Raw genomic sequence first — 17,884 nt, 5'->3', positions numbered from 1 at the left:
CTTTGAACCTTTGAGCTTCATCGTTGAACCTCGGAGCTTCATCGTTGAACCTTTGTGCTTTAAAATTCTAGTTTTAACACTCTCCCATCTCCCTCATCTTCCATTTACGGATAAATTAAGATTTTATAAGTATCCGATGTGGGTGCGATCGCTTGCTCCACAGCTGCTGATAAATCTTTTAAGGGATAGCGATCGCTAATCAATGCTTGCACGTCAATCCGCTGATTAAATACAATATCAGCTGATAGATTCTGAAGCCGATAAGATGAACTGTAACTACCTATCAAGTCGATTTCTCGACGGTAGAGGGTATTAGGATTGATGGGAATTTCCACCTCATCAGGGAATTCGGCGAAAAACAAAATTTTACCGCCTTTGCGGGTACTATCAAGTGCTTGAAAGAAGGCTTTTTCACTAGGAACAGCCAACAGGGTGACATCAACACCTAGTCCACCAGTTAAGGCAGAGATTTTGGCGAGTAAATCGGGATCGCGAGCATCAAAAGCCGCCTCTGCACCGACACTCAAGGCTTTATCAATTCTAGAGGGTAGTAAATCGGTAGCGATCGCTTTTGCTCCGAAATACTTCACCAACATAATGAACATTAACCCAATTGGCCCAGCACCAGTAACTAATACAGTTTGTCCTGGGGCAATTTGGGCTTTTTTTACAGCTTTCAAGCAGCAGTTAGTTGGTTCTACAAAACTCGCTTCTTCAAAACTGATATGATCAGGGATGGGAATTAACCCGCCGTTTTGCACAATATGTCCCGGTACTTTGACATAATCGGCAAAACCGCCGCCACTGGCGTTAAAACCTGCGGTAGTAGAGATGTTTTTGTAAACATCACACATGGAGAAATTATCATTTAGACAGTAGGTGCAACGCATACAGGGGATGTGGTGCATCACTGCTACCCGTTGTCCAACTTGCCAACCTTTGACATTATTGCCGAGTGCTGCGATCGTGCCGGCAGTTTCATGTCCAAAAATGCGCGGCGGTTCATATAGCGGATAACGAATTTTTTTAATATCTGACTGACACAATCCCACAACCCGCACCTGTACCAGCACTTCATCTGGTTCTAGGGTTGGAACTGGGATATCTTCGTAAGACAGTTGATTGACGCCTCTAAATACCTGTGCTTTCACGTTGGTTTTTCCCCGCTCAACGATACTAGATGTAACATTTAGTGGTTCAGGTTAGGCTATGAAGTTTGGGATTTAATATTGTTTGTAAATCTTGGTGCTTCTCTACTGAGTAATTCTAGAAGCTCAAAAAAACTTATGGGTGGTTTTTTGAGACTTTGAGACTGTAGCTTTATATCTGATTCGTAAACCAAAGCTTAAGATACCATTCGCTTGATCAAGCGATCGCCCCTGAAGTTTCCCAAAGTGCGATCGCTCCATCTATACTTAAGCGATCGCCAAATTGTTGATGTTGCCGCTAAACCCGGTAATTTCAATCACAGCATCGCTACTAGATTGAAAACCAGCGATGTTATCGTTGAGAGCCACAAAGCGGCGGCTACCAGAGGTAAAAGTGGCAGCCCCATTAGCGACAAAATTGGTATTATTCAACAGCGCACCTACTCCTACAGCATCTAGGCTGATCGCTGCCCCCAGTTTCCTGAGATTGGCTGCGCTGACAGCATGAGGTCCATCAATGACATCCGTGCCAATTTGCAGGTTGGTAATGCGATCAAAGTTACTCAGCAGCGAGTCGGTGAGGGCGAAGCGGAAGGTATCAGCATCATTGCCTCCGGTAAGCAAATCACCACCTTCACCACCTACCAGCAGGTCGTCACCGTTGCCGCCAATCAGCGTATCATTACCTTTGCCGCCATTGAGGGTGTCTTTGCCGTTACCGCCATCGAGCAAGTCAGGGCCGTCATTGCCGTTGAGGGTATCTTTGCCATTACCGCCGAATCGGCTAGAGCCAATTAGTAGGTTGACACTGCCCAAGGTAGTGCCACCTTTATCATCAGAGAGGGTGTATTTGAAACTGCCTGTACCGCTGCTAGTAGAGACAAAGACGATGAAATCATCCGCAGGATTGGCAGGAGTAAAATTGTTGAGCAAGACAGCCGTGCCGCCTACCGCATTGCTGACCCCGGTAATCCTCAACACATCCCCAGTATCGACATCGCTGTCGTTGGCAAGTAGGGTGCTGATAGCAATGGTGGTGGGGATGAATTGGGTGGCAGTTAAGGAGTCAGTGCCTGCAACTGGGGTATCGTTGACTCCGTTAATGGTGACGACAATATTTTGGCTGGCTGTAGCGTCAACAGATTGCACAGTGAAGGTTTCGGTCTTAGTGGCTCCAGCACCGAGAGATTGCACCGCACTGTTGGCGACGCTGTAATTCCAGGCTCCTGCTTCAGTGATGCTGAGACTACCCAGGTTGCCACTAGCTGAGGTGACGGTGGTTTTGAACTTGTTCTCTCCGGTATCGACATCAGTAACGGTTAAGGTGCCTGTGGTGGTGAGGTTGGGAGTGGTGGCATCTTCAGTCACTGCCCCGGTTGCCGTGCCACTGATGCTGGCGGCATCATTCACCCCGGTAATCGTCACGACGATATTCTGGCTGGCTGTGCCATCAAAAGATTGCACCGTGAAGGTTTCGTTTTTGGTAACGCTTGCACCGAGAGATTGCACCGCACTGTTAGCGACGCTGTAATTCCAGGTTCCTGCTTCGGTAATGCTGAGGCTGCCCAGGTTGCCACTAGCTGCGGCAACAGTGGTTTTGAACTTGTTCTCCCCGGTATCGACATCAGCAACGGTGAGGTTGCCTGTGGCGTTGAGATTGCCGATAACCACATTCAGATCCTCGGTGACAGCTCCCGTTGCTGTACCGCTGATGCTGGCAGCATCATTGACGCTGTTGACCGTCAGAGTGACGGTAGCGGTTGCCGTGCCGCCGTTGCCATCGCTGATGGTGTAGGTAAAGCTATCGCTGCCGTTGTAGTTGGCATTAGGAGTATAGATTAACTGGTCATCGGTCAAGTTGGTGGGGGTGCCGTTGTCGTTGCGGGTGACAGTGCCGTTGGTGGGGTTGGTGAAGCTGCTGAGGCTGAGGGGGTCGCTGTTGGGGTCAGTGTCGTTTACCAAGACATTGATTGTAACCGGGGTGTCCTCATCGGTTGTGGCAGTGTCGTTGACAGCAACTGGAGGTTGATTGTTAGGATCGGCCAGAGTAATGGTGGCAGTGGTGGTAGCACCCAAGGTATAACCGGAGCGATCTGCCAGAGTGAGGATCACCGTTTCATTACCCTCTACCAACGTATCGGCGATCGGCGCGACAGTAACGGTAGCAGTAGTGGCTCCAGCCGCAAAAGTGACGGTGCCGGGGAGCGTGGTGTAGTCGGTGCCGTTGGTGGCAGTGCCGCTCAGGGTGTAGGCAACGGTGAGACCGCCAGCAGGAGCAGCTTTGCTGAGGCTGAGGGTGAAGCTGCCCGGTGTGCTGGGTTCAGCCGCATTGTTACCAGCGGCGATGCTAAGGCTGGGGTCGTTCGCCGTGTTCTCAAAGAATCTGGTATCGCCCAAAAGTTCTCCCACAAAGGCATCGAGGTCGCCATCGTTATCAATATCGGCAAAGGTGGGATTGCTATTGTTCCCGACATCGCTCAGCCCGAAGGGGTTAATGACGGCAGCGGCAAAGCTGGGCGCTGTCCTGGTGCCCGTGTTCTGGAAGAAAAACGTGTTGCCGTTAAAAGCCCCCACAAAGGCATCGAGGTCGCCATCGCCATCCACATCAGCAAAGGTCGGACTGGCGTTATCAAAGGTGAAGGAAGCGGGATTGACATCGCTCAGCCCAAAGGGGTTGGTGACGGGAGCGGCAAAGCTGGGCGCTGTCCTGGTGCCCGTGTTCTGGAAGTACCGCGTGTTGCCATACTCTTCTCCGATGAAAGCATCGAGGTCGCCATCGCCATCAATATCGGCAAAGGTGGGCTTGCTGTAAGCCCCCACATCACCAAAGGGGCTGGTTGCTGCCACAAAGGTAGGAGCGGCGGCTGTGCCCGTGTTGCGGAAAAACAGCGTGTTGCCGTCACTGTCTCCGATGAAGGCATCGAAGTCGCCATCGCCATCAATATCGGCAAAATCGGGTGAGTTGTACCCCCTGGAAAAGCCCAGCCCAAAGGGGTTGATGACGGGAGCGGCAAAGCTGGGTGCAGAGGCTGTGCCCGTGTTCTCGAAAAAGAATGTGCGGCTGCCGCTATCATTGTTAATATCGCTGCCGATGAACGCATCAAGGTCGCCATCGTTGTCAATATCGACAAAGACCGGATCGTTGGCATACGCATTGAGGGGACTGGTGATAGTCCGAATATTTCTCAATCCGAAGGGATTGGCGATTGGGGCATCGAAATTAGGTGTTGCCATATTTTGTTCTCTTGATTCAATAGAAAAAATGGTTTTATTAAGCTGTGTAACCGAGGGAGGTTTGCGCCGCGCGACGATCGCCCCTGATGAAACTGCACCCTGTTTCTACCCCCCTGTAACCCGACATCAGTCGCCTGTTGCTGCCGCGGCTAACCTATCCTTGTGCGGTGAGTTGCCGTAACAGATAATCCCGCTCGGCAAGGCTCCGCTCTAGGTGCTTGACTAATCGCGTGCCGATGCCCTGCCGGCGACAATTCGGCAAGACATACAGCGACAACATCTCTGCTGTCTGGTCGGGTAATAGTTCGGCGATCGCCAAGCCGACCATCTCACCCGCCACTGCCGCTGAAATTCCCAGCAGTTCGCCCCGCTGCGGCTGAGTTTGCCAGCGCCTTTGCAGGCTAGGAAACGTGAACGCCTCGTAGGGAGCTAGGTTGTCGGCGTTGAGGTGGTAGATCCGCTGGTATTTGATGTTTGCCAGATCGAGTTCCTGGCTCTGGGCGGCAACTGAGGGCGATCGCGGCAGACCTGCTCGTGGTGCAGCCTCACCCTGACTGGGACGTTTGGCGGTTGGCTTGGTGATAACAATGCCGTTAGACCCTGGAAAGGTGACTAGACGCTTGATGTCTTCGTTCTGCAAGCCAATGGCGCGGGGCTGAACCACACCTGGCAGCACAACCACATCAAACAGTTCCTCCACAACGCCGTCTATATGTAACCAGTGCAAGGTTTCACCCGTGTTCAGGTCAATCAGCATTAGACCGCACTGTGCCTCCTGACCCTGAGCCGCCAGCCGCTCTTCTAAGGCAAGTCCGCTAAAACTGCGCGATCGCAGCTTTGACAAGCCCACCAAGGCGACGTTGTTCCAGAAGGCCAGCCCGCGCAAAAAGCCAGGACAAAAGGCGATCGGTACAAATTTCCCATCATCCAAATATCCCAAGTCCCCCGTTCCCGAATTCAATAGCCACAGCTTTCCTTGATACCAGCGGGGCGAGTGGGGCATAGATAACCCCGTGGCAATTATGTTGTTGGTTTGCACATCAATCACCACACCTCCACCAACTCGGTGGTTACGCCAGCCGGCGGCGGTGTCGGTGGTGCTACAGGCAGTAACATACGCGGGTTTGCCGTCGCGCATCCCTAACCCGTTGAGGTGACAACGGTCTTCTGCTGCCAACTTGGAAATAAACGGTGGTTGCCACAGGGGTACAAAACTGTAGTCGTTGCTGATAGTAGCAAGGCAACTAAAATTTGTATTAACAAATATCAGATTTTCTGAATCATCCAGCGTTACATCGTGGACATTCAAATCACCAGTAGTGTATGCCGTGCGAGGTATGTAAAAGCAATCGCTTTGCTGATATATTTCCTGTGGTTTGAGTAAATTTTCAAATCGCCAAATTTGATAACACGTGCTAACATATATACTGTTGTTTGATGCATACATGCCCATTGGTTTATCAAACAATCGCTCGTGAGCAGTTATCCTACCTTGGTCATTGCAGCCAATAAAAAACAAGCGATTAGTTTGATAAGTAGTGAAGGCAAGGCTAAGAAGCTGGGTTTGCAGCCAGGTTACTAAGTGCGGCGAACAGGTAATTTCTAGTTTGGGCGCACTTGACGATGGCATGGCGTTACTGCGGTGCAGAAAACTTTCCATACAAAAGTTTTGAATTTATTAAAAATTTTTGATATACAACAAAACCGTTTCCATTACAGAAGTAATGGAAATTTATACAGGTAGCACCCGACTATCTGCAATTTTTATTTAGTACTGATGGTAATATTACGGCTAACTCTTTGGTATTTGAGGAGAATTTATCAAAAATTCAATAAATAAATATAAATCATCTCTCTAAGGGCATAATTGAGAGCAAATAAGTTAAGTGTCCAGGAGCCACTGATGGATACCCAGGGGTTTCCCGCAACTTCCTCCAGTTGGGAAACCCCCTACCCTTCGGGTTCCGCTTTAGCAGTACGGGTTTGGGGGAGTTACTGTCATAGGAGGATGCTGCCCCTTTGACTTTTACATAGCGTTTTATTTCAGTGGAACTATGTTGTATCAGTATTAAAGGATTTTTGTCCTCCCTGGTTACGAATTGTTCGTTGGGTACAAAGCAAATATTGCAGATGTTCCAGTGGTATTTGTTCCAGCTAGCCTATACAAGTCAAACTTGTTCTCGGTGTCACCGTGTCCACCCAATTAAAGGGAAGTCCTATGGCAACGGAAAAGTTTTTAATTGTGGGCATTGCGGATTTGAAATGATGCTGATATAAACGCGGCGTTGAATATTGCTGTTCTTGAGGTGACTTTTGTAAACTCGCCCGAAATTCCGGGGATTGGTTGTCAACTAGAAGGGCAATTGTTCCTCTTTGCGATCGGTTAAAAACTCATCTGGAGATTTGGCTTCGATTTGCCAAGGTGCTAAATCCTGATCTTGAAAATGCTTCAGGTTTGAGGTGACAATTATATTAGCCTTCGCTACCACAGCAGCAGCCAGAACATGGCGATCGCCAGGGTGATTTGTCATTAATTGAACAATACTATCAGTAATTACGATTAGTGCTGTGGGAAAAGCTTCTTTAATTCTCGCTTCCAGTCTCATCGCTTGGGTAGTTGTAAGTCTACTTGTATTTACTAGATTACGAGTTGCACCATCAAGTATTTCTTGCGACCAATGCGGTACATATAATCATAATCCAGCCTCAGAAACACACAACAGAGTATCTTGTAATTACATAGGGAACATTACACAACAATCTAGTACAGCAGGATACATAATACTCAGTAAATAATCGAGAATACCCTACTCATAAAATCCTAACTCTTGGCTTTCGGCTATTAATTCATCTAGCAATTGTCTACGTTTAATATCCCTTTGCTGTTTATATTTTCTTAAATCCTCAAATTTCACCCGTCTATGAGTTCCTACCATCATGTAAGGAAGCTTACCCTGCCCTAATAATTTAATCAGATAGGGACGTGATACATTCAACAAATCAGCCGCTTGTTGTGTTGTTAAGGTAAAAAATAATTGATCTAATCTTGTGGTGAGGGCAATATGCTCGCTTGTATCCGTGAGATGTCAAAGAAGAAAGTTCTTTGTGTCTTTCTCTGGCAACGGATATTAAAAATACCTTGTCTGATGTAGCCTAACTGGGTACATTCCAACGAGGTGAAGAAAATGCTCAATCAGACATATACAGCTGATGTCTTAGTCGTCGGTGGTGGAACCGGAGGGACTGCGGCGGCTATCCAAGCGGCGCGACGGGGAGCCAAAACCATTTTGGTAAGTGAATTTCCTTGGTTGGGAGGAATGCTAACTTCGGCTGGAGTGTCTGTACCCGATGGCAACGAATTAGAAGCCTTTCAAACGGGCTTATGGGGTGCGTTTTTGCAGGAATTGCGACACCGACAACCTGGAGGATTAGATAACAGTTGGGTAAGCTTTTTTAGTTACGATCCCCGAATTGGGGCAGAGATTTTTGCTGATTGGGTGCAGGAATTGCCCAATTTGCACTGGATTTCTGGACAAGTACCAATAGAAGTATTCCGACAAGATGATTCTATAACTGGTGTCCGCTTTGCTGATTTTGCTATCACAGCCAAGATTATTCTTGACGGTACAGAATTAGGAGATTTATTAGCTTTAGCTGAAATACCTTACCGTTGGGGTTGGGAATTGCAATCTGAGTGGGGAGAACCCAGCGCCCCAGTGACTTTTAACTCTTTAACTCACAAATATCCTGTGCAAGCGCCTACTTATGTAGTAATTATGCAAGACTTTGGTGAAGCGATTGCACTAGAAATTCCGGCTGCCCCTAACTATCATCCATCCCAGTTTACAGGTGCTTGGGATGGCTATGGAGCAGAGACATTTTTGAATTATGGACGCTTACCTGGTGGTCGATTCATGATTAATTGGCCAATCTGTGGCAATGACTACGGCCAAGGAGTAGGGCGGCTGATAGAGTCAGATGTATCCAGAGGTGAATTCATCCAAGAATCTCGCTGGCACAGCCAAAATTTTGCCCATTTTATCCAAAATCAGCTTGGTCGCCGCTATGGTTTAGCAGAAAAAATATTTCCTCACACCTCTACAGCTTTTGCACTGCATCCTTATTATCGGGAAAGCCGTCGCCTAGTGGGGCTAACTACTGTCCGTGAACAGGATATTTTGCCGATCGCAAGAGGTAGAGTTGCATCTATATTTAATGATGCGAGTTTTTGCGTACCACTTCGTGGAAGCAAGCTACGCAAAGCGTCTCCGACAGGAGAAGCGATCGCTGTTGGTAACTACGCCAATGACCATCATTATCCTGGTGTTCAATTCCCACTGCAACCTAAATCTATCCGCTGGGGGGGACGTTGGACTGGAACTCCCTTTACAATTCCCTACAGTTCCCTAATTCCAGCCACAACAAATGGTTTCTTGGTCTGTGAAAAGAATATTTCTGTCTCCCACATTGCTAATGGGGCCACCAGATTACAACCTGTGGTTATGGGCATTGGTCAAGCAGCTGGGATGGCAGCGGCGATGTGTGTTGAGTTAAACTGCCAGCCGAGGGATTTACCTGTTAGAACACTGCAAACGGCTTTATTGGAAGATAATCGCTCAAAAGCGCTAATTATTCCTTTGTTTAATCTTCCACCCAATCGTTCGGATTGGCAGCACTGGCAACTGTATTACTTAGATAACCCACAAGCCTATCCAGTTAGTGGCGATTGCCTTTTCCCATCGGGGAATGAATACCCTGACTCTGCTTTTGACAAGGCATTAATTCGGGAAAGTAACTGTTTCAAAGGTATTTTTTACCGCTTGTCACAGCAGGAATACAGATTCACTGTCACAGCACCAGCCGCATATCAAGGGCAAAATTGGCAGCTTGTGACTTTGCGATCGCATATCGACGAGCAATTACGCGCTTATCCCCACGAACAATTAGTTACATTGTGGGGTCGTCACAATCACTCTGGTAATTGGTTATTAGTCGAACATTTAAACGGAGGATAAGAAGAGTTTATTTTCAGTAAAACAGAATACTTTTTGATTAATTATCCGGATATTAATCAAAAAGCTAAGTATCAGTGAAGTGGAGAGTTCCAAAATAGACATTTGCTATGCGTGCTGCCATTTCACTTTTAATATCGAGTCTGGTGTTCGGCCCCTTAGCTTCTAACTGCCAAGCAATGGTCAATCACTTATCCTATGGGCTGCTTTCCACGCCTGCTTCGGAACAGTGGCTCTCGGCAGCATCTGAACAAAATCCAGATGATGCGCCACGTCATCGCGGTAGTGGGCGTAGAGAAGTGACACAAAAATTCGGAAATATCTATGCTGTGGTTTAACTACTGTAAGGTAATGCCTCTTTTCCTAAAGGAACAGAATTACCATAAAACAGGATGTTGTGCTAACATCTTTTACACAGCTTTTCTGGCAGAGATATATACAGTTGACACACGAAAATCTTCAGCGATCGCTTAGTATTTCAACTGCAAGCTTTGTATATATAGTTGGTGTCAATCCTGCCGATCAAAACGCAAATCAAATTCAGTGCCTTGATCAACAGCATTACCAACTCCTCAAAAGCTACACAACTGTTGTTCATATTCCTGAGAAGCTCTGCGTCTCAATCTTCAACTGTTCTAGAAATAAATGTGACTTAGGCTATCAGTTAATCTAAAGCACATCTAATTCAGATATTTTGCTTGATTGAGGAAACAGTCTTAAAGCAACTTCACTTTATTCCCCAATAGTTTTTCTTCTCATACATTGACTAGCTGATTTCTACATCAGCAGTAATTTATCTTCGCTTCGACGCCTGTTTAACGTCCTTTGCTGAAGCATAAAATCTCTTTCGTTTCATCTGAATCTGAATCTAGGGCATGGATTTTCACAAGTAGTACAGGTTTATTGCAATTGGCAACAAATCTTACTATTCTTGACCTACTCTTGCACCCTGCTTCCTTCTCCTCGCAGATGGCTCCCGACGAAATAAATATTAAGAAGGATCTACTAGATCATCTTAGTCATTTTAATTATTCTACACCCAAGGCCAGATGCAGAATTTTGCATTTGGTCTTTTTAGATGAATTTTACTTAAAGAAAAGGGAGTGGGGGATGAGGAGGACGAGGGGGAATTATTGAACAAGTCTCTTCCTTATGTCCCTTGTCTCTTCTCCATGCCCAATGCCCACTGCCTTTTAAACAGTTGTTTTCTTGCGGTTATTTTCTCTTCCCTGGATGCCGTTGAGGAACATTGGCACAAACTTCTCGATAAACATCTGTGGATCGCGCTGCCAAGCCGTTTGTGCAGCCTGAATCCTAGTAAATTGCAACTCAGGCGCTAGCAAAGTTTGGGGTAAGCGTTCCATCAGATATTGGGGACGTTGCCAAAGTGGCATAGTATTTGCCACTTCCACTAAGTTGGCAACTCGCCGCAGTTCTGCACCCAAAGTGATATCCATTCCTGATTCAAATGCCGCTTGTTCAATTGCGGTATATTTTCGCTTGGCTTGCTCTACTTTTTGCTGATGTTCTGGACTCTTACGCGCAAGTTCTCCTAGCCAACGATTACCCCAGCGGACATGCCCCACTTCCTCTGGGAGAATTTTTTCAATCGTTTCTTGGATTTTGATGTTTTCTTGTGTCTGCGCTCCTTGCTTGAGTGCATAAATATGGGCAGAGAAATACTCACAGCCCCGTTTTTCGGTGACGTTAATGGCAGCAAGGGAAGAAATCACAAAATCTTCGAGGTCTTGGATTGGATCTTGTTGTTCGTGGTCGAGCAGACGTTCAAATTCATTGATATAGGAGGAACCGGGCGGCTTACCAATATCTGCTCCCAGTTCCACCAACAAGTCAGTGAGCCACATGGCATGACGAGCTTCATCTGAGATGTGATGAGACAAATCCCGCACCAGTTGCCGTGGCTGTCCATTCAGTTGTTCAATTAGCTCTGTGAGGTCTTTGCAACTGCGTTGTTCACTGTAACGGTAGCGGTTGAGGGTAATGAGATGGATTTCGCGATCGCATATCACCCGTTTTAATATATCTCTGGCACCCAAAACATTCTGAAATTTACGTGGGTAAGTAACTGTCATAAGTTATGTAAATTTTTGTAAATCTGTATTGTGATGCTAACTTAGTTTTTGCAACTGCTGTATTCGTACCGCTTCACCGAAAAAAACAGTAAAGGTTACAAAAATTAATCACCTTAGTTGAGCTTAAGTGTAAATAAAAGTAACGAATAAATGTTCAGTCTTGGGAAAGGTGTGTTTTTTCAGGTCAGACCAATCTGAAGCTAGATGATTTTAGTCATCAAAGGTGAATTAGGGAGATTTTTCTGGCTTTTGGGAAAAAATACCTGATATTGTCGGCAAAGAAAATATAAATTTTTATAAAAAGTAGCTTATGTTACAGAATTTTTGCTATATTAGTCTTGTGAGAAACAAAAAAATTATATATTCACAAAAATAGAGAGGACTATGGTTATGTCTATCGCAGATAAATCTCGTGCGTTAATGGTGCGTGAACATCAGCAAGTCAAGAATCGCCAACAATCAATACTGATGCGGGCAGCACAAGAACTTGGTCTTCCTGAAGAAGCATCTCACCACTGGAACCCGATTCAAGGGAAGGTAGATGCTAACACTCGGATGATTTATGGGCCGAGTCATGCTTCCATGAGCTAAGTTTTAAGGTTGATTTTTGAGTGAATGTCTCATGTCTCAACTGACAACTCTGAAAAAAAAAGCCACCCTCTACTTTAGGGTGGCAAAACTTGTTACTTTTAGTTAGATACGACTCTTAATTAAGCATCGTAATAGAGGTAAAACTCGTAAGGATGAGGACGTAGCTGCAACTGCTTGACTTCGTTGCCTAGCTTGTAATCAATCCAATTTCCGATAAAGTCTTCCGTGAAGACGCCTGATTCTGTCAAGAAGGCGTGATCTTTTTCCAGTGCTTGCAACGCCAGTTCTAAAGAACCTGGAGTTGAAGGAACCTTTGCCAGTTCTTCTGGAGAGAGTTCATAGATATTCTTATCTAAGGGTTCACCAGGATGGATTTTGTTCTTGATGCCATCGATACCAGCACAAAGCATTGCAGCAAATGCCAAGTAGGGGTTAGAGGTAGCATCTGGACAACGGAATTCTAAGCGCTTGGCTTTGGGGTTAGTTCCAGATAGGGGAATACGGATAGAAGCAGAACGGTTCCCTTGGGAGTAAGCCAAGTTAACAGGTGCTTCATAACCAGGAACTAGGCGCTTGTATGAGTTGGTACTGGGGTTGGTAATTGCCAATAACGCTGGTGCGTGTTTGAGAAGACCACCAATGTAGTACAACGCCATTTCACTCAACCCAGCATACTTATCACCTGCGAACAGAGGTTTGCCGTCTTTCCAGATGGACTGGTGACAGTGCATTCCCGAACCGTTATCACCAAAAATTGGTTTTGGCATGAAGGTGACGGTTTTGCCATATTTTTTGGCAACGTTCTTGATGACATATTTGTAAATCATCAACCAGTCAGCCGCTTCGATCAACTTCCCAAACTGGAAACCCAATTCGCACTGACCACCAGTGGCGACTTCATGGTGATGCTTTTCAATGGGTACACCTAATTTTGCCATCGTCAACAGCATCTCTGTACGGATATCTTGGAAAGAATCCGTTGGTGAAACTGGGAAGTAACCTTCTTTGAAGCGTGGTTTGTAACCCAAGTTAGGTTTTTCATCTGTACCGGCTTTACCGGAATTCCAAGCACCTTCTTCGGAGTCTAAGAAGTAGTATCCTTCGTTGGCGGTTTGAGCAAACCTAGCACTGTCAAAGATAAAGAATTCAGCTTCCGGGCCAAAGAAGGCTGTATCACCAAGTCCAGTGGAAACCAGGTAATCTATTGCTTTTTGGGCAATAACGCGTGGGCAACGGTTGTACCATTCACCCGTGCGGGGTTCTTTGATGCTACAAATTATACTTAGCGTTGGCACTTCCATGAATGGGTCGATCCAAGCAGTGTTGGGGTCGAGTACCATCGTCATGTCCGATTCGTTGATCGCTTTCCAACCGCGGATGCTGGAACCGTCAAAAGGAACGCCATCAGTGAATGCAGTCTCATCGATTTGGTTTTGGTACAGTGTGAGGTGCTGCCAAGTTCCTACTGTATCGATGAATTTGAGATCAATCAGCTGAATTTTTTCATCTTGAATTTTCTTCAAGACTTCTTGTGGTGTTGTCATTGTTACTCCTTCTCTACCAATTTCCTAAAGTAAACCAGAATCTTCCAAAGCATCCTAACCCTGCTGATCTAAATCTTGCCGTGACACACCAGAGATATCTTAAATACTAGACATTAGTGGATTTTGTAGCTTGTGTTACAGATATCTGGATTATCAGGTTATATTAACCTTTCGGCGATCATCTGTACAAAACTGGAAAGTTCATCATATAGGGGTCAACTTTGGCATAGAATCCATAGATAGTGGATAGATTGTTTTTGTGCCGAATCTATTTTTAATAGCACAAAAATTTACTGGTGCATAAGTGCAGCCAAATAAATATCAAACCATAAATAGCAATGATTGGGAGAAGAAGGAATGCGCGATGCGGTAACAAGTTTAATTAAGAATTATGACCTAGCTGGTCGGTATTTTGACCGGAATGCGATCGATAGCCTAAAGTCTTACTTTGACAGTGGTACAGCAAGGGTACAAGCTGCGGCGGCAATCAATTCTAATGCGGCTGCACTTGTCAAGCAAGCTGGTTTGAAGTTATATGAAGAACTGCCAGAATTAATTCGTCCTGGTGGAAATTCTTATACAACTCGTCGTTATGCAGCTTGTCTGCGGGATTTAGACTACTACTTGCGTTACGCCACCTATGCGCTGGTTGCTGGGAACACAAATGTATTGGATGAGCGTGTGCTACAAGGGCTGCGAGAAACTTACAATTCTTTAGGAGTGCCTATTGGGCCTACGGTTCGCGGTATCCAAATTCTCAAGGATCTGATTAAGGAACAAGTAGCAGCAGCCGGTGTGATTAATACTGCTTTTGTGGATGAACCATTTGATCACATCACACGCGAGTTGAGCGAACAGGATATTTAGCATCTAGCCTTGGTGACTAAAAATCGCGGAACTATACAAACAAAGTTCACGTAAGCATACTTTACAGAACAGATATCGCACTTTGGCTTGATTGGCAAGGTGCGTTTACTTTTCTTAAAGCAAAAAACTATTTGTCGTCTCACAAATTAATTGCATTACAACGAAAGTAAGTACTGGAAAATTTTTATACCTGCTCGTATGATATTTATTATTGATATAAATAATTTTTGGCAACAGTTATATGAGTATTAATGATCTAGAATTTCTGCACGGTGCAGCTTTTCTTCGACTACTAAAAGGAACATCTGATATCTCTATTAGTTATTTATCTTATATTCATTCATCTCTTTATACTATAAAAAGCTTAAATCAAGAATCAGCGATTCTATTTAAAATATCAAAAAAACCGACTTCTTCATGGTCATTTAGCTTCAGTTCACAGGAAGAAAATGCGCTGACAACATTTCGTGAAAATTATCCTGATGTCAAACTTTTTATAGCATTGATTTGTCATCGAGATGGCGTTTGTTGCCTATCAGAAAAACAACTATGGACAATTATTGATCCTAGTGAGGGTTTAGCCAAGCAGCGTGTTTCTGTCAAAAGAGAACTAAGAGGGAGTTATTATGTTAAAGGTACGGGGAGAGTTCCCTTAGAGCAGACAGTCCCTCAAAATAATTGGCCTAACGTAATTTTATCAACATCAAATAACCTATGACACCCACTCAGATTAAAACTAATGGCGACTGTCTTGATAAATTAATTAAGAGATTAGAGAAACAAATTGGGCAAAAAGAAGCGAATAAACTTAAAGAAACTGCTATTGAAATTGTCCAAAATTGTGTCAAAATTTACTCTGAAAATTTTGGTAATGGTGATGTAGGTGAAAATAGTACAGGTTTAGTTAGCCAACCTTATAAAGGACAAGACCCTATTCCTAATGGTACAACCGGACTTATTTATGGTCGTGTTCAAAGTGGTAAAACTAACACAACTATTGCAACTTTAGCACTGGCTCATGAAAATAATTTTCGTTGTTTTATTATTTTAACCTCCGATAATACATGGTTAGGAAAACAAACGGCTAATCGTTTCAATAATCAAGTTCAAGGAGGCCCTGTTTTCTTTGATTGGGAAGCATGGAAAAAAGATCCCGATAGTTTTGCAGAAACTAAAGTAGTACCCTATATCAAAGATACGGGTGTTGTATTAGTTTCTACAAAAAATGGTCATCACTTGGATAATTTATTGAAGGTTTTAAAAGTAGCAAAGGTTAGAGGTGTTCCTACTTTGATTTTTGATGATGAAGCGGATAACGCTAGTTTAAATACGAATGAATCTAAACAAGCTAAAAAAGGAAAAGATGCGATTGATGATAGTAAAATTTTTGAGACTATAGGTAAAATTCGTCAAGAGGTTGCTAATCATATTTATATTCAAATCACAGCAACTCCCCAAAGTTTATTATTACAAAGTCTCCCTCATCCTTGTAAGCCAAAATTCTGTGCAGCATTACCAGAGCCGGGAGATAGTTATATGGGAGGAGAGTTATTTTTTGCTGAGAACAGTAAATACTGGTGTATTGTAGATGCTGAAGAAATTAACCAATTAAAGAAACAAAAAGGTGCAATAAATCCGGGTAATAAATGGATAATTCCTGAAGGATTAAGACTTGCACTTTGTTGCTTCTTCTTAGGTTCAACCTACAAAATGTTATCTTCTGGAAAAGAAGATGAGAAATATTCTTTTCTTGCTCATGTTTGTTATAAACAAGATATTCATAGTGTGTTAGAAAAGGTGATTAGCCAATTTGTAATTAATTTAGATCAAGCAATTCGAGAGAAGAGTTCAGATACAGAAAATAAGCAAGCCCAAAAATGGTTAGAGCAAGCTTATAACGAGCTAAAGAAAACTGCTGATAATTTACCTCCAATTACTGAACTGATAGATGCATTAAAAATCCAGCTAAGACACGCAATTCCTAAAATAATTAATGCAAATAACCCCGAAAAAGAACCTAACTACAATCCAGGGATGAATATACTAATCGGAGGAAATAGATTAGGTAGAGGTGTGACAATTGATGGTTTAATGGTAACTTATTATGGGCGTGATGCAAAACAAAAAGTAATTGATACAGTTCATCAACACGCTCGAATGTATGGTTATCGTTCACAATTAAAAGATGTTACTCGTCTCTTTTTAGCAGAACATATACTTGAGTCTTTTCGTTCTATTCACGAAGCTGATGAAGCAGTGCGTCAAGGGATAGGAGATGATATTCATAACATTAAACTTCAACCTGTCTGGATAGGAGGAAATCTTAAAGCAACTCGCTCTAATGTTTTAGATCCTTCCGTTATTAATGTATTAAAACCAGGGAAATTAATTTTTCCTGAAAATCCAGCTTATAAAAGAGAAGAAATTGAGGATAATTTTAAAGAGCTTGAAACCCTTTTAATTACTTATCAAGACGATGAAGAATATGCTGAGGTAAATATAGATTGTATTATTAAAATAATCAGTCACACGCAAAGTTATTATGTTTCCTCTGAAGAATGGGAATCTAAACGTATTATTAAAGCATTAACAGATATGAAATCAAAGGGATTGACAAAAGCTCGTTTAAATGTTCGTAGAGGTAAAAAAAATAATAAGCAAGGATTGGATATGCCAAGAAAAGATCCTTTTAAATGGGGAGGATTTGGCTTTGGTTCAGGTAATTGGTCAATACAAGCTAAAAAGGAATATCCTGATGTTCCAACATTAATTATTTGTTATCAGAAAGGAGAAAAAACTACAGGATGGGATGATCATCCTATATATCTACCGATGTTGGTATTACCTAAACAAAAATTTGTTTTAATGTTTAATTATCATGAGGATGAATAAGTGATATTTTGAATTAGCGATCGCACCTCTGTAAAATAGTTTTGCTAGATTAAAGCTGTGTTTTTGGAACTATCTTTCGACTAAGATTATTAGATGGATAAGCTAGCTCGGTATCGTGAAATTATTCGTCAGTTGATATTTGACTATGCTACTCATAAGCCTGCCAATGGTCAAATAGAGACAGAAGCTGTTATTGACTCGGAGCGAGACCACTACGAAGTGTTACATATTGGCTGGGATGGAGTGCGCCGCATACATGGTTCGGTGGTACATATAGATATTATTAATGATAAAGTGTGGATTCAATATGATGGTACTTCTGTTCCAGTGGCAGAGGCATTATTAGAAGCGGGTATTTTGCGCGAAGATATTGTCTTGGGTTTTCATCCGGCTGAACTACGGCAATACACGGATTTTGCTGTATCTTAATTATCTGAATATTGTGTATTTGCAAAGAATAATACATTAAGTAGCGATCGCTCCTAGATTAAACGCATTAGCTT

At 43.7% G+C, this 17,884-nt stretch carries 14 protein-coding genes and 2 pseudogenes; 8 read left to right on the top strand and 8 right to left on the bottom strand.

What is annotated here, in order from left to right; genetic code table 11:
- Positions 1-104: 104 nt before the first annotated feature.
- From HWQ44_RS15275 to HWQ44_RS33575, 3 genes and pseudogenes are all read right to left on the bottom strand, one after another.
- A complete protein-coding gene (locus HWQ44_RS15275; protein ID WP_292719921.1) occupies positions 105-1,151 on the bottom strand; it encodes a zinc-dependent dehydrogenase in 1,047 nt (348 codons plus the stop codon).
- A gap of 264 nt (positions 1,152-1,415) precedes the next feature.
- Positions 1,416-3,260 carry a VCBS domain-containing protein gene (locus tag HWQ44_RS15270; protein ID WP_292719919.1) on the bottom strand — a complete coding sequence of 615 codons (1,845 nt, stop codon included), beginning with the start codon at positions 3,258-3,260 and terminating at the stop codon, positions 1,416-1,418.
- 45 nt (positions 3,261-3,305) lie between these two features.
- A pseudogene (locus HWQ44_RS33575) lies at positions 3,306-4,337 on the bottom strand (VCBS repeat-containing protein); the annotation flags it as partial.
- Between HWQ44_RS33575 and HWQ44_RS15260 the strand changes: the two are divergent.
- Positions 4,240-4,563, top strand: coding sequence for a hypothetical protein (locus HWQ44_RS15260; RefSeq protein ID WP_292719915.1), 324 nt, complete (start codon positions 4,240-4,242; stop codon positions 4,561-4,563). The pseudogene HWQ44_RS33575 and the gene HWQ44_RS15260 sit on opposite strands and share 98 nt — an antisense overlap.
- Here HWQ44_RS15260 and HWQ44_RS15255 read toward each other — a convergent pair.
- The 3 genes and pseudogenes from HWQ44_RS15255 to HWQ44_RS15245 all read right to left on the bottom strand — a co-directional run.
- Positions 4,537-6,042, bottom strand: a complete 1,506-nt coding sequence (locus tag HWQ44_RS15255; protein WP_292719913.1) for a TIGR03032 family protein — start codon at positions 6,040-6,042, stop codon at positions 4,537-4,539. The two genes, HWQ44_RS15260 and HWQ44_RS15255, sit on opposite strands and share 27 nt — an antisense overlap.
- Before the next feature lie 691 nt (positions 6,043-6,733).
- Positions 6,734-6,988 carry a hypothetical protein gene (locus tag HWQ44_RS15250; RefSeq protein ID WP_292719911.1) on the bottom strand — a complete coding sequence of 85 codons (255 nt, stop codon included), beginning with the start codon at positions 6,986-6,988 and terminating at the stop codon, positions 6,734-6,736.
- Between the two features lie 201 nt (positions 6,989-7,189).
- Positions 7,190-7,405, bottom strand: a pseudogene (locus tag HWQ44_RS15245) (helix-turn-helix domain-containing protein); the annotation flags it as partial.
- 162 nt (positions 7,406-7,567) lie between these two features.
- Between HWQ44_RS15245 and HWQ44_RS15240 the strand changes: the two are divergent.
- Together HWQ44_RS15240 and HWQ44_RS15235 are read left to right on the top strand one after the other, a co-directional pair.
- The gene (locus HWQ44_RS15240) at positions 7,568-9,397 is read left to right on the top strand and encodes an FAD-dependent oxidoreductase (protein ID WP_292719909.1); all 1,830 of its coding nucleotides are present in this window, start codon (positions 7,568-7,570) and stop codon (positions 9,395-9,397) included.
- 107 nt (positions 9,398-9,504) lie between these two features.
- Positions 9,505-9,732 carry a hypothetical protein gene (locus tag HWQ44_RS15235; RefSeq protein WP_292719907.1) on the top strand — a complete coding sequence of 76 codons (228 nt, stop codon included), beginning with the start codon at positions 9,505-9,507 and terminating at the stop codon, positions 9,730-9,732.
- Between the two features lie 855 nt (positions 9,733-10,587).
- On the opposite strand, the gene HWQ44_RS15230 is transcribed toward HWQ44_RS15235, so the two are convergent.
- Positions 10,588-11,487 carry a ferritin-like domain-containing protein gene (locus HWQ44_RS15230; RefSeq protein ID WP_292719906.1) on the bottom strand — a complete coding sequence of 300 codons (900 nt, stop codon included), beginning with the start codon at positions 11,485-11,487 and terminating at the stop codon, positions 10,588-10,590.
- Between the two features lie 390 nt (positions 11,488-11,877).
- On the opposite strand from HWQ44_RS15230, the gene HWQ44_RS15225 reads away from it, so the two are divergent.
- Positions 11,878-12,078: a hypothetical protein gene (locus tag HWQ44_RS15225; RefSeq protein ID WP_292719904.1), complete on the top strand. Its 201-nt coding sequence runs from the start codon at positions 11,878-11,880 to the stop codon at positions 12,076-12,078.
- A gap of 119 nt (positions 12,079-12,197) precedes the next feature.
- Here the strand turns inward: HWQ44_RS15225 and glnA are convergent, their stop codons facing one another.
- Complete coding sequence (gene glnA, locus HWQ44_RS15220; protein ID WP_292719902.1) at positions 12,198-13,622, bottom strand: type I glutamate--ammonia ligase; 1,425 nt, start codon at positions 13,620-13,622, stop codon at positions 12,198-12,200.
- A gap of 357 nt (positions 13,623-13,979) precedes the next feature.
- On the opposite strand from glnA, the gene apcB reads away from it, so the two are divergent.
- From apcB to HWQ44_RS15200, 4 genes are all read left to right on the top strand, one after another.
- Positions 13,980-14,489, top strand: a complete 510-nt coding sequence (gene apcB, locus HWQ44_RS15215; RefSeq protein ID WP_292719900.1) for an allophycocyanin subunit beta — start codon at positions 13,980-13,982, stop codon at positions 14,487-14,489.
- Between the two features lie 241 nt (positions 14,490-14,730).
- Complete coding sequence (locus HWQ44_RS15210) at positions 14,731-15,207, top strand: hypothetical protein (RefSeq protein ID WP_292719898.1); 477 nt, start codon at positions 14,731-14,733, stop codon at positions 15,205-15,207.
- Positions 15,204-17,381 (top strand): Z1 domain-containing protein, encoded by a 2,178-nt coding sequence (locus tag HWQ44_RS15205; RefSeq protein WP_292719896.1) that lies wholly within the window; start codon positions 15,204-15,206, stop codon positions 17,379-17,381. Before HWQ44_RS15210 ends, HWQ44_RS15205 begins: the two co-directional genes overlap by 4 nt.
- 93 nt (positions 17,382-17,474) lie before the next feature.
- Positions 17,475-17,810 (top strand): XisI protein, encoded by a 336-nt coding sequence (locus HWQ44_RS15200; protein WP_292719894.1) that lies wholly within the window; start codon positions 17,475-17,477, stop codon positions 17,808-17,810.
- The last annotated feature ends 74 nt before the right edge of the window (positions 17,811-17,884 follow it).

This window comes from Nostoc sp. JL34 (assembly GCF_017114945.1).
Taxonomy (GTDB): Bacteria; Cyanobacteriota; Cyanobacteriia; order Cyanobacteriales; family Nostocaceae; genus Nostoc.
This window is presented reverse-complemented; position numbering and strand designations above follow the sequence as displayed.

Bases quoted from the DNA above. Each gene is read 5' to 3' on its own strand.
- HWQ44_RS15260 (WP_292719915.1), top strand. From the start codon at position 4,240: ATGAACGCATCAAGGTCGCCATCGTTGTCAATATCGACAAAGACCGGA.
- HWQ44_RS15255 (WP_292719913.1), bottom strand. From the start codon at position 6,042: ATGGAAAGTTTTCTGCACCGCAGTAACGCCATGCCATCGTCAAGTGCG.
- HWQ44_RS15250 (WP_292719911.1), bottom strand. From the start codon at position 6,988: ATGAGACTGGAAGCGAGAATTAAAGAAGCTTTTCCCACAGCACTAATC.
- HWQ44_RS15240 (WP_292719909.1), top strand. From the start codon at position 7,568: ATGCTCAATCAGACATATACAGCTGATGTCTTAGTCGTCGGTGGTGGA.
- HWQ44_RS15235 (WP_292719907.1), top strand. From the start codon at position 9,505: ATGCGTGCTGCCATTTCACTTTTAATATCGAGTCTGGTGTTCGGCCCC.
- HWQ44_RS15230 (WP_292719906.1), bottom strand. From the start codon at position 11,487: ATGACAGTTACTTACCCACGTAAATTTCAGAATGTTTTGGGTGCCAGA.
- HWQ44_RS15225 (WP_292719904.1), top strand. From the start codon at position 11,878: ATGTCTATCGCAGATAAATCTCGTGCGTTAATGGTGCGTGAACATCAG.
- glnA (WP_292719902.1), bottom strand. From the start codon at position 13,622: ATGACAACACCACAAGAAGTCTTGAAGAAAATTCAAGATGAAAAAATT.
- apcB (WP_292719900.1), top strand. From the start codon at position 13,980: ATGCGCGATGCGGTAACAAGTTTAATTAAGAATTATGACCTAGCTGGT.
- HWQ44_RS15210 (WP_292719898.1), top strand. From the start codon at position 14,731: ATGAGTATTAATGATCTAGAATTTCTGCACGGTGCAGCTTTTCTTCGA.
- HWQ44_RS15205 (WP_292719896.1), top strand. From the start codon at position 15,204: ATGACACCCACTCAGATTAAAACTAATGGCGACTGTCTTGATAAATTA.
- HWQ44_RS15200 (WP_292719894.1), top strand. From the start codon at position 17,475: ATGGATAAGCTAGCTCGGTATCGTGAAATTATTCGTCAGTTGATATTT.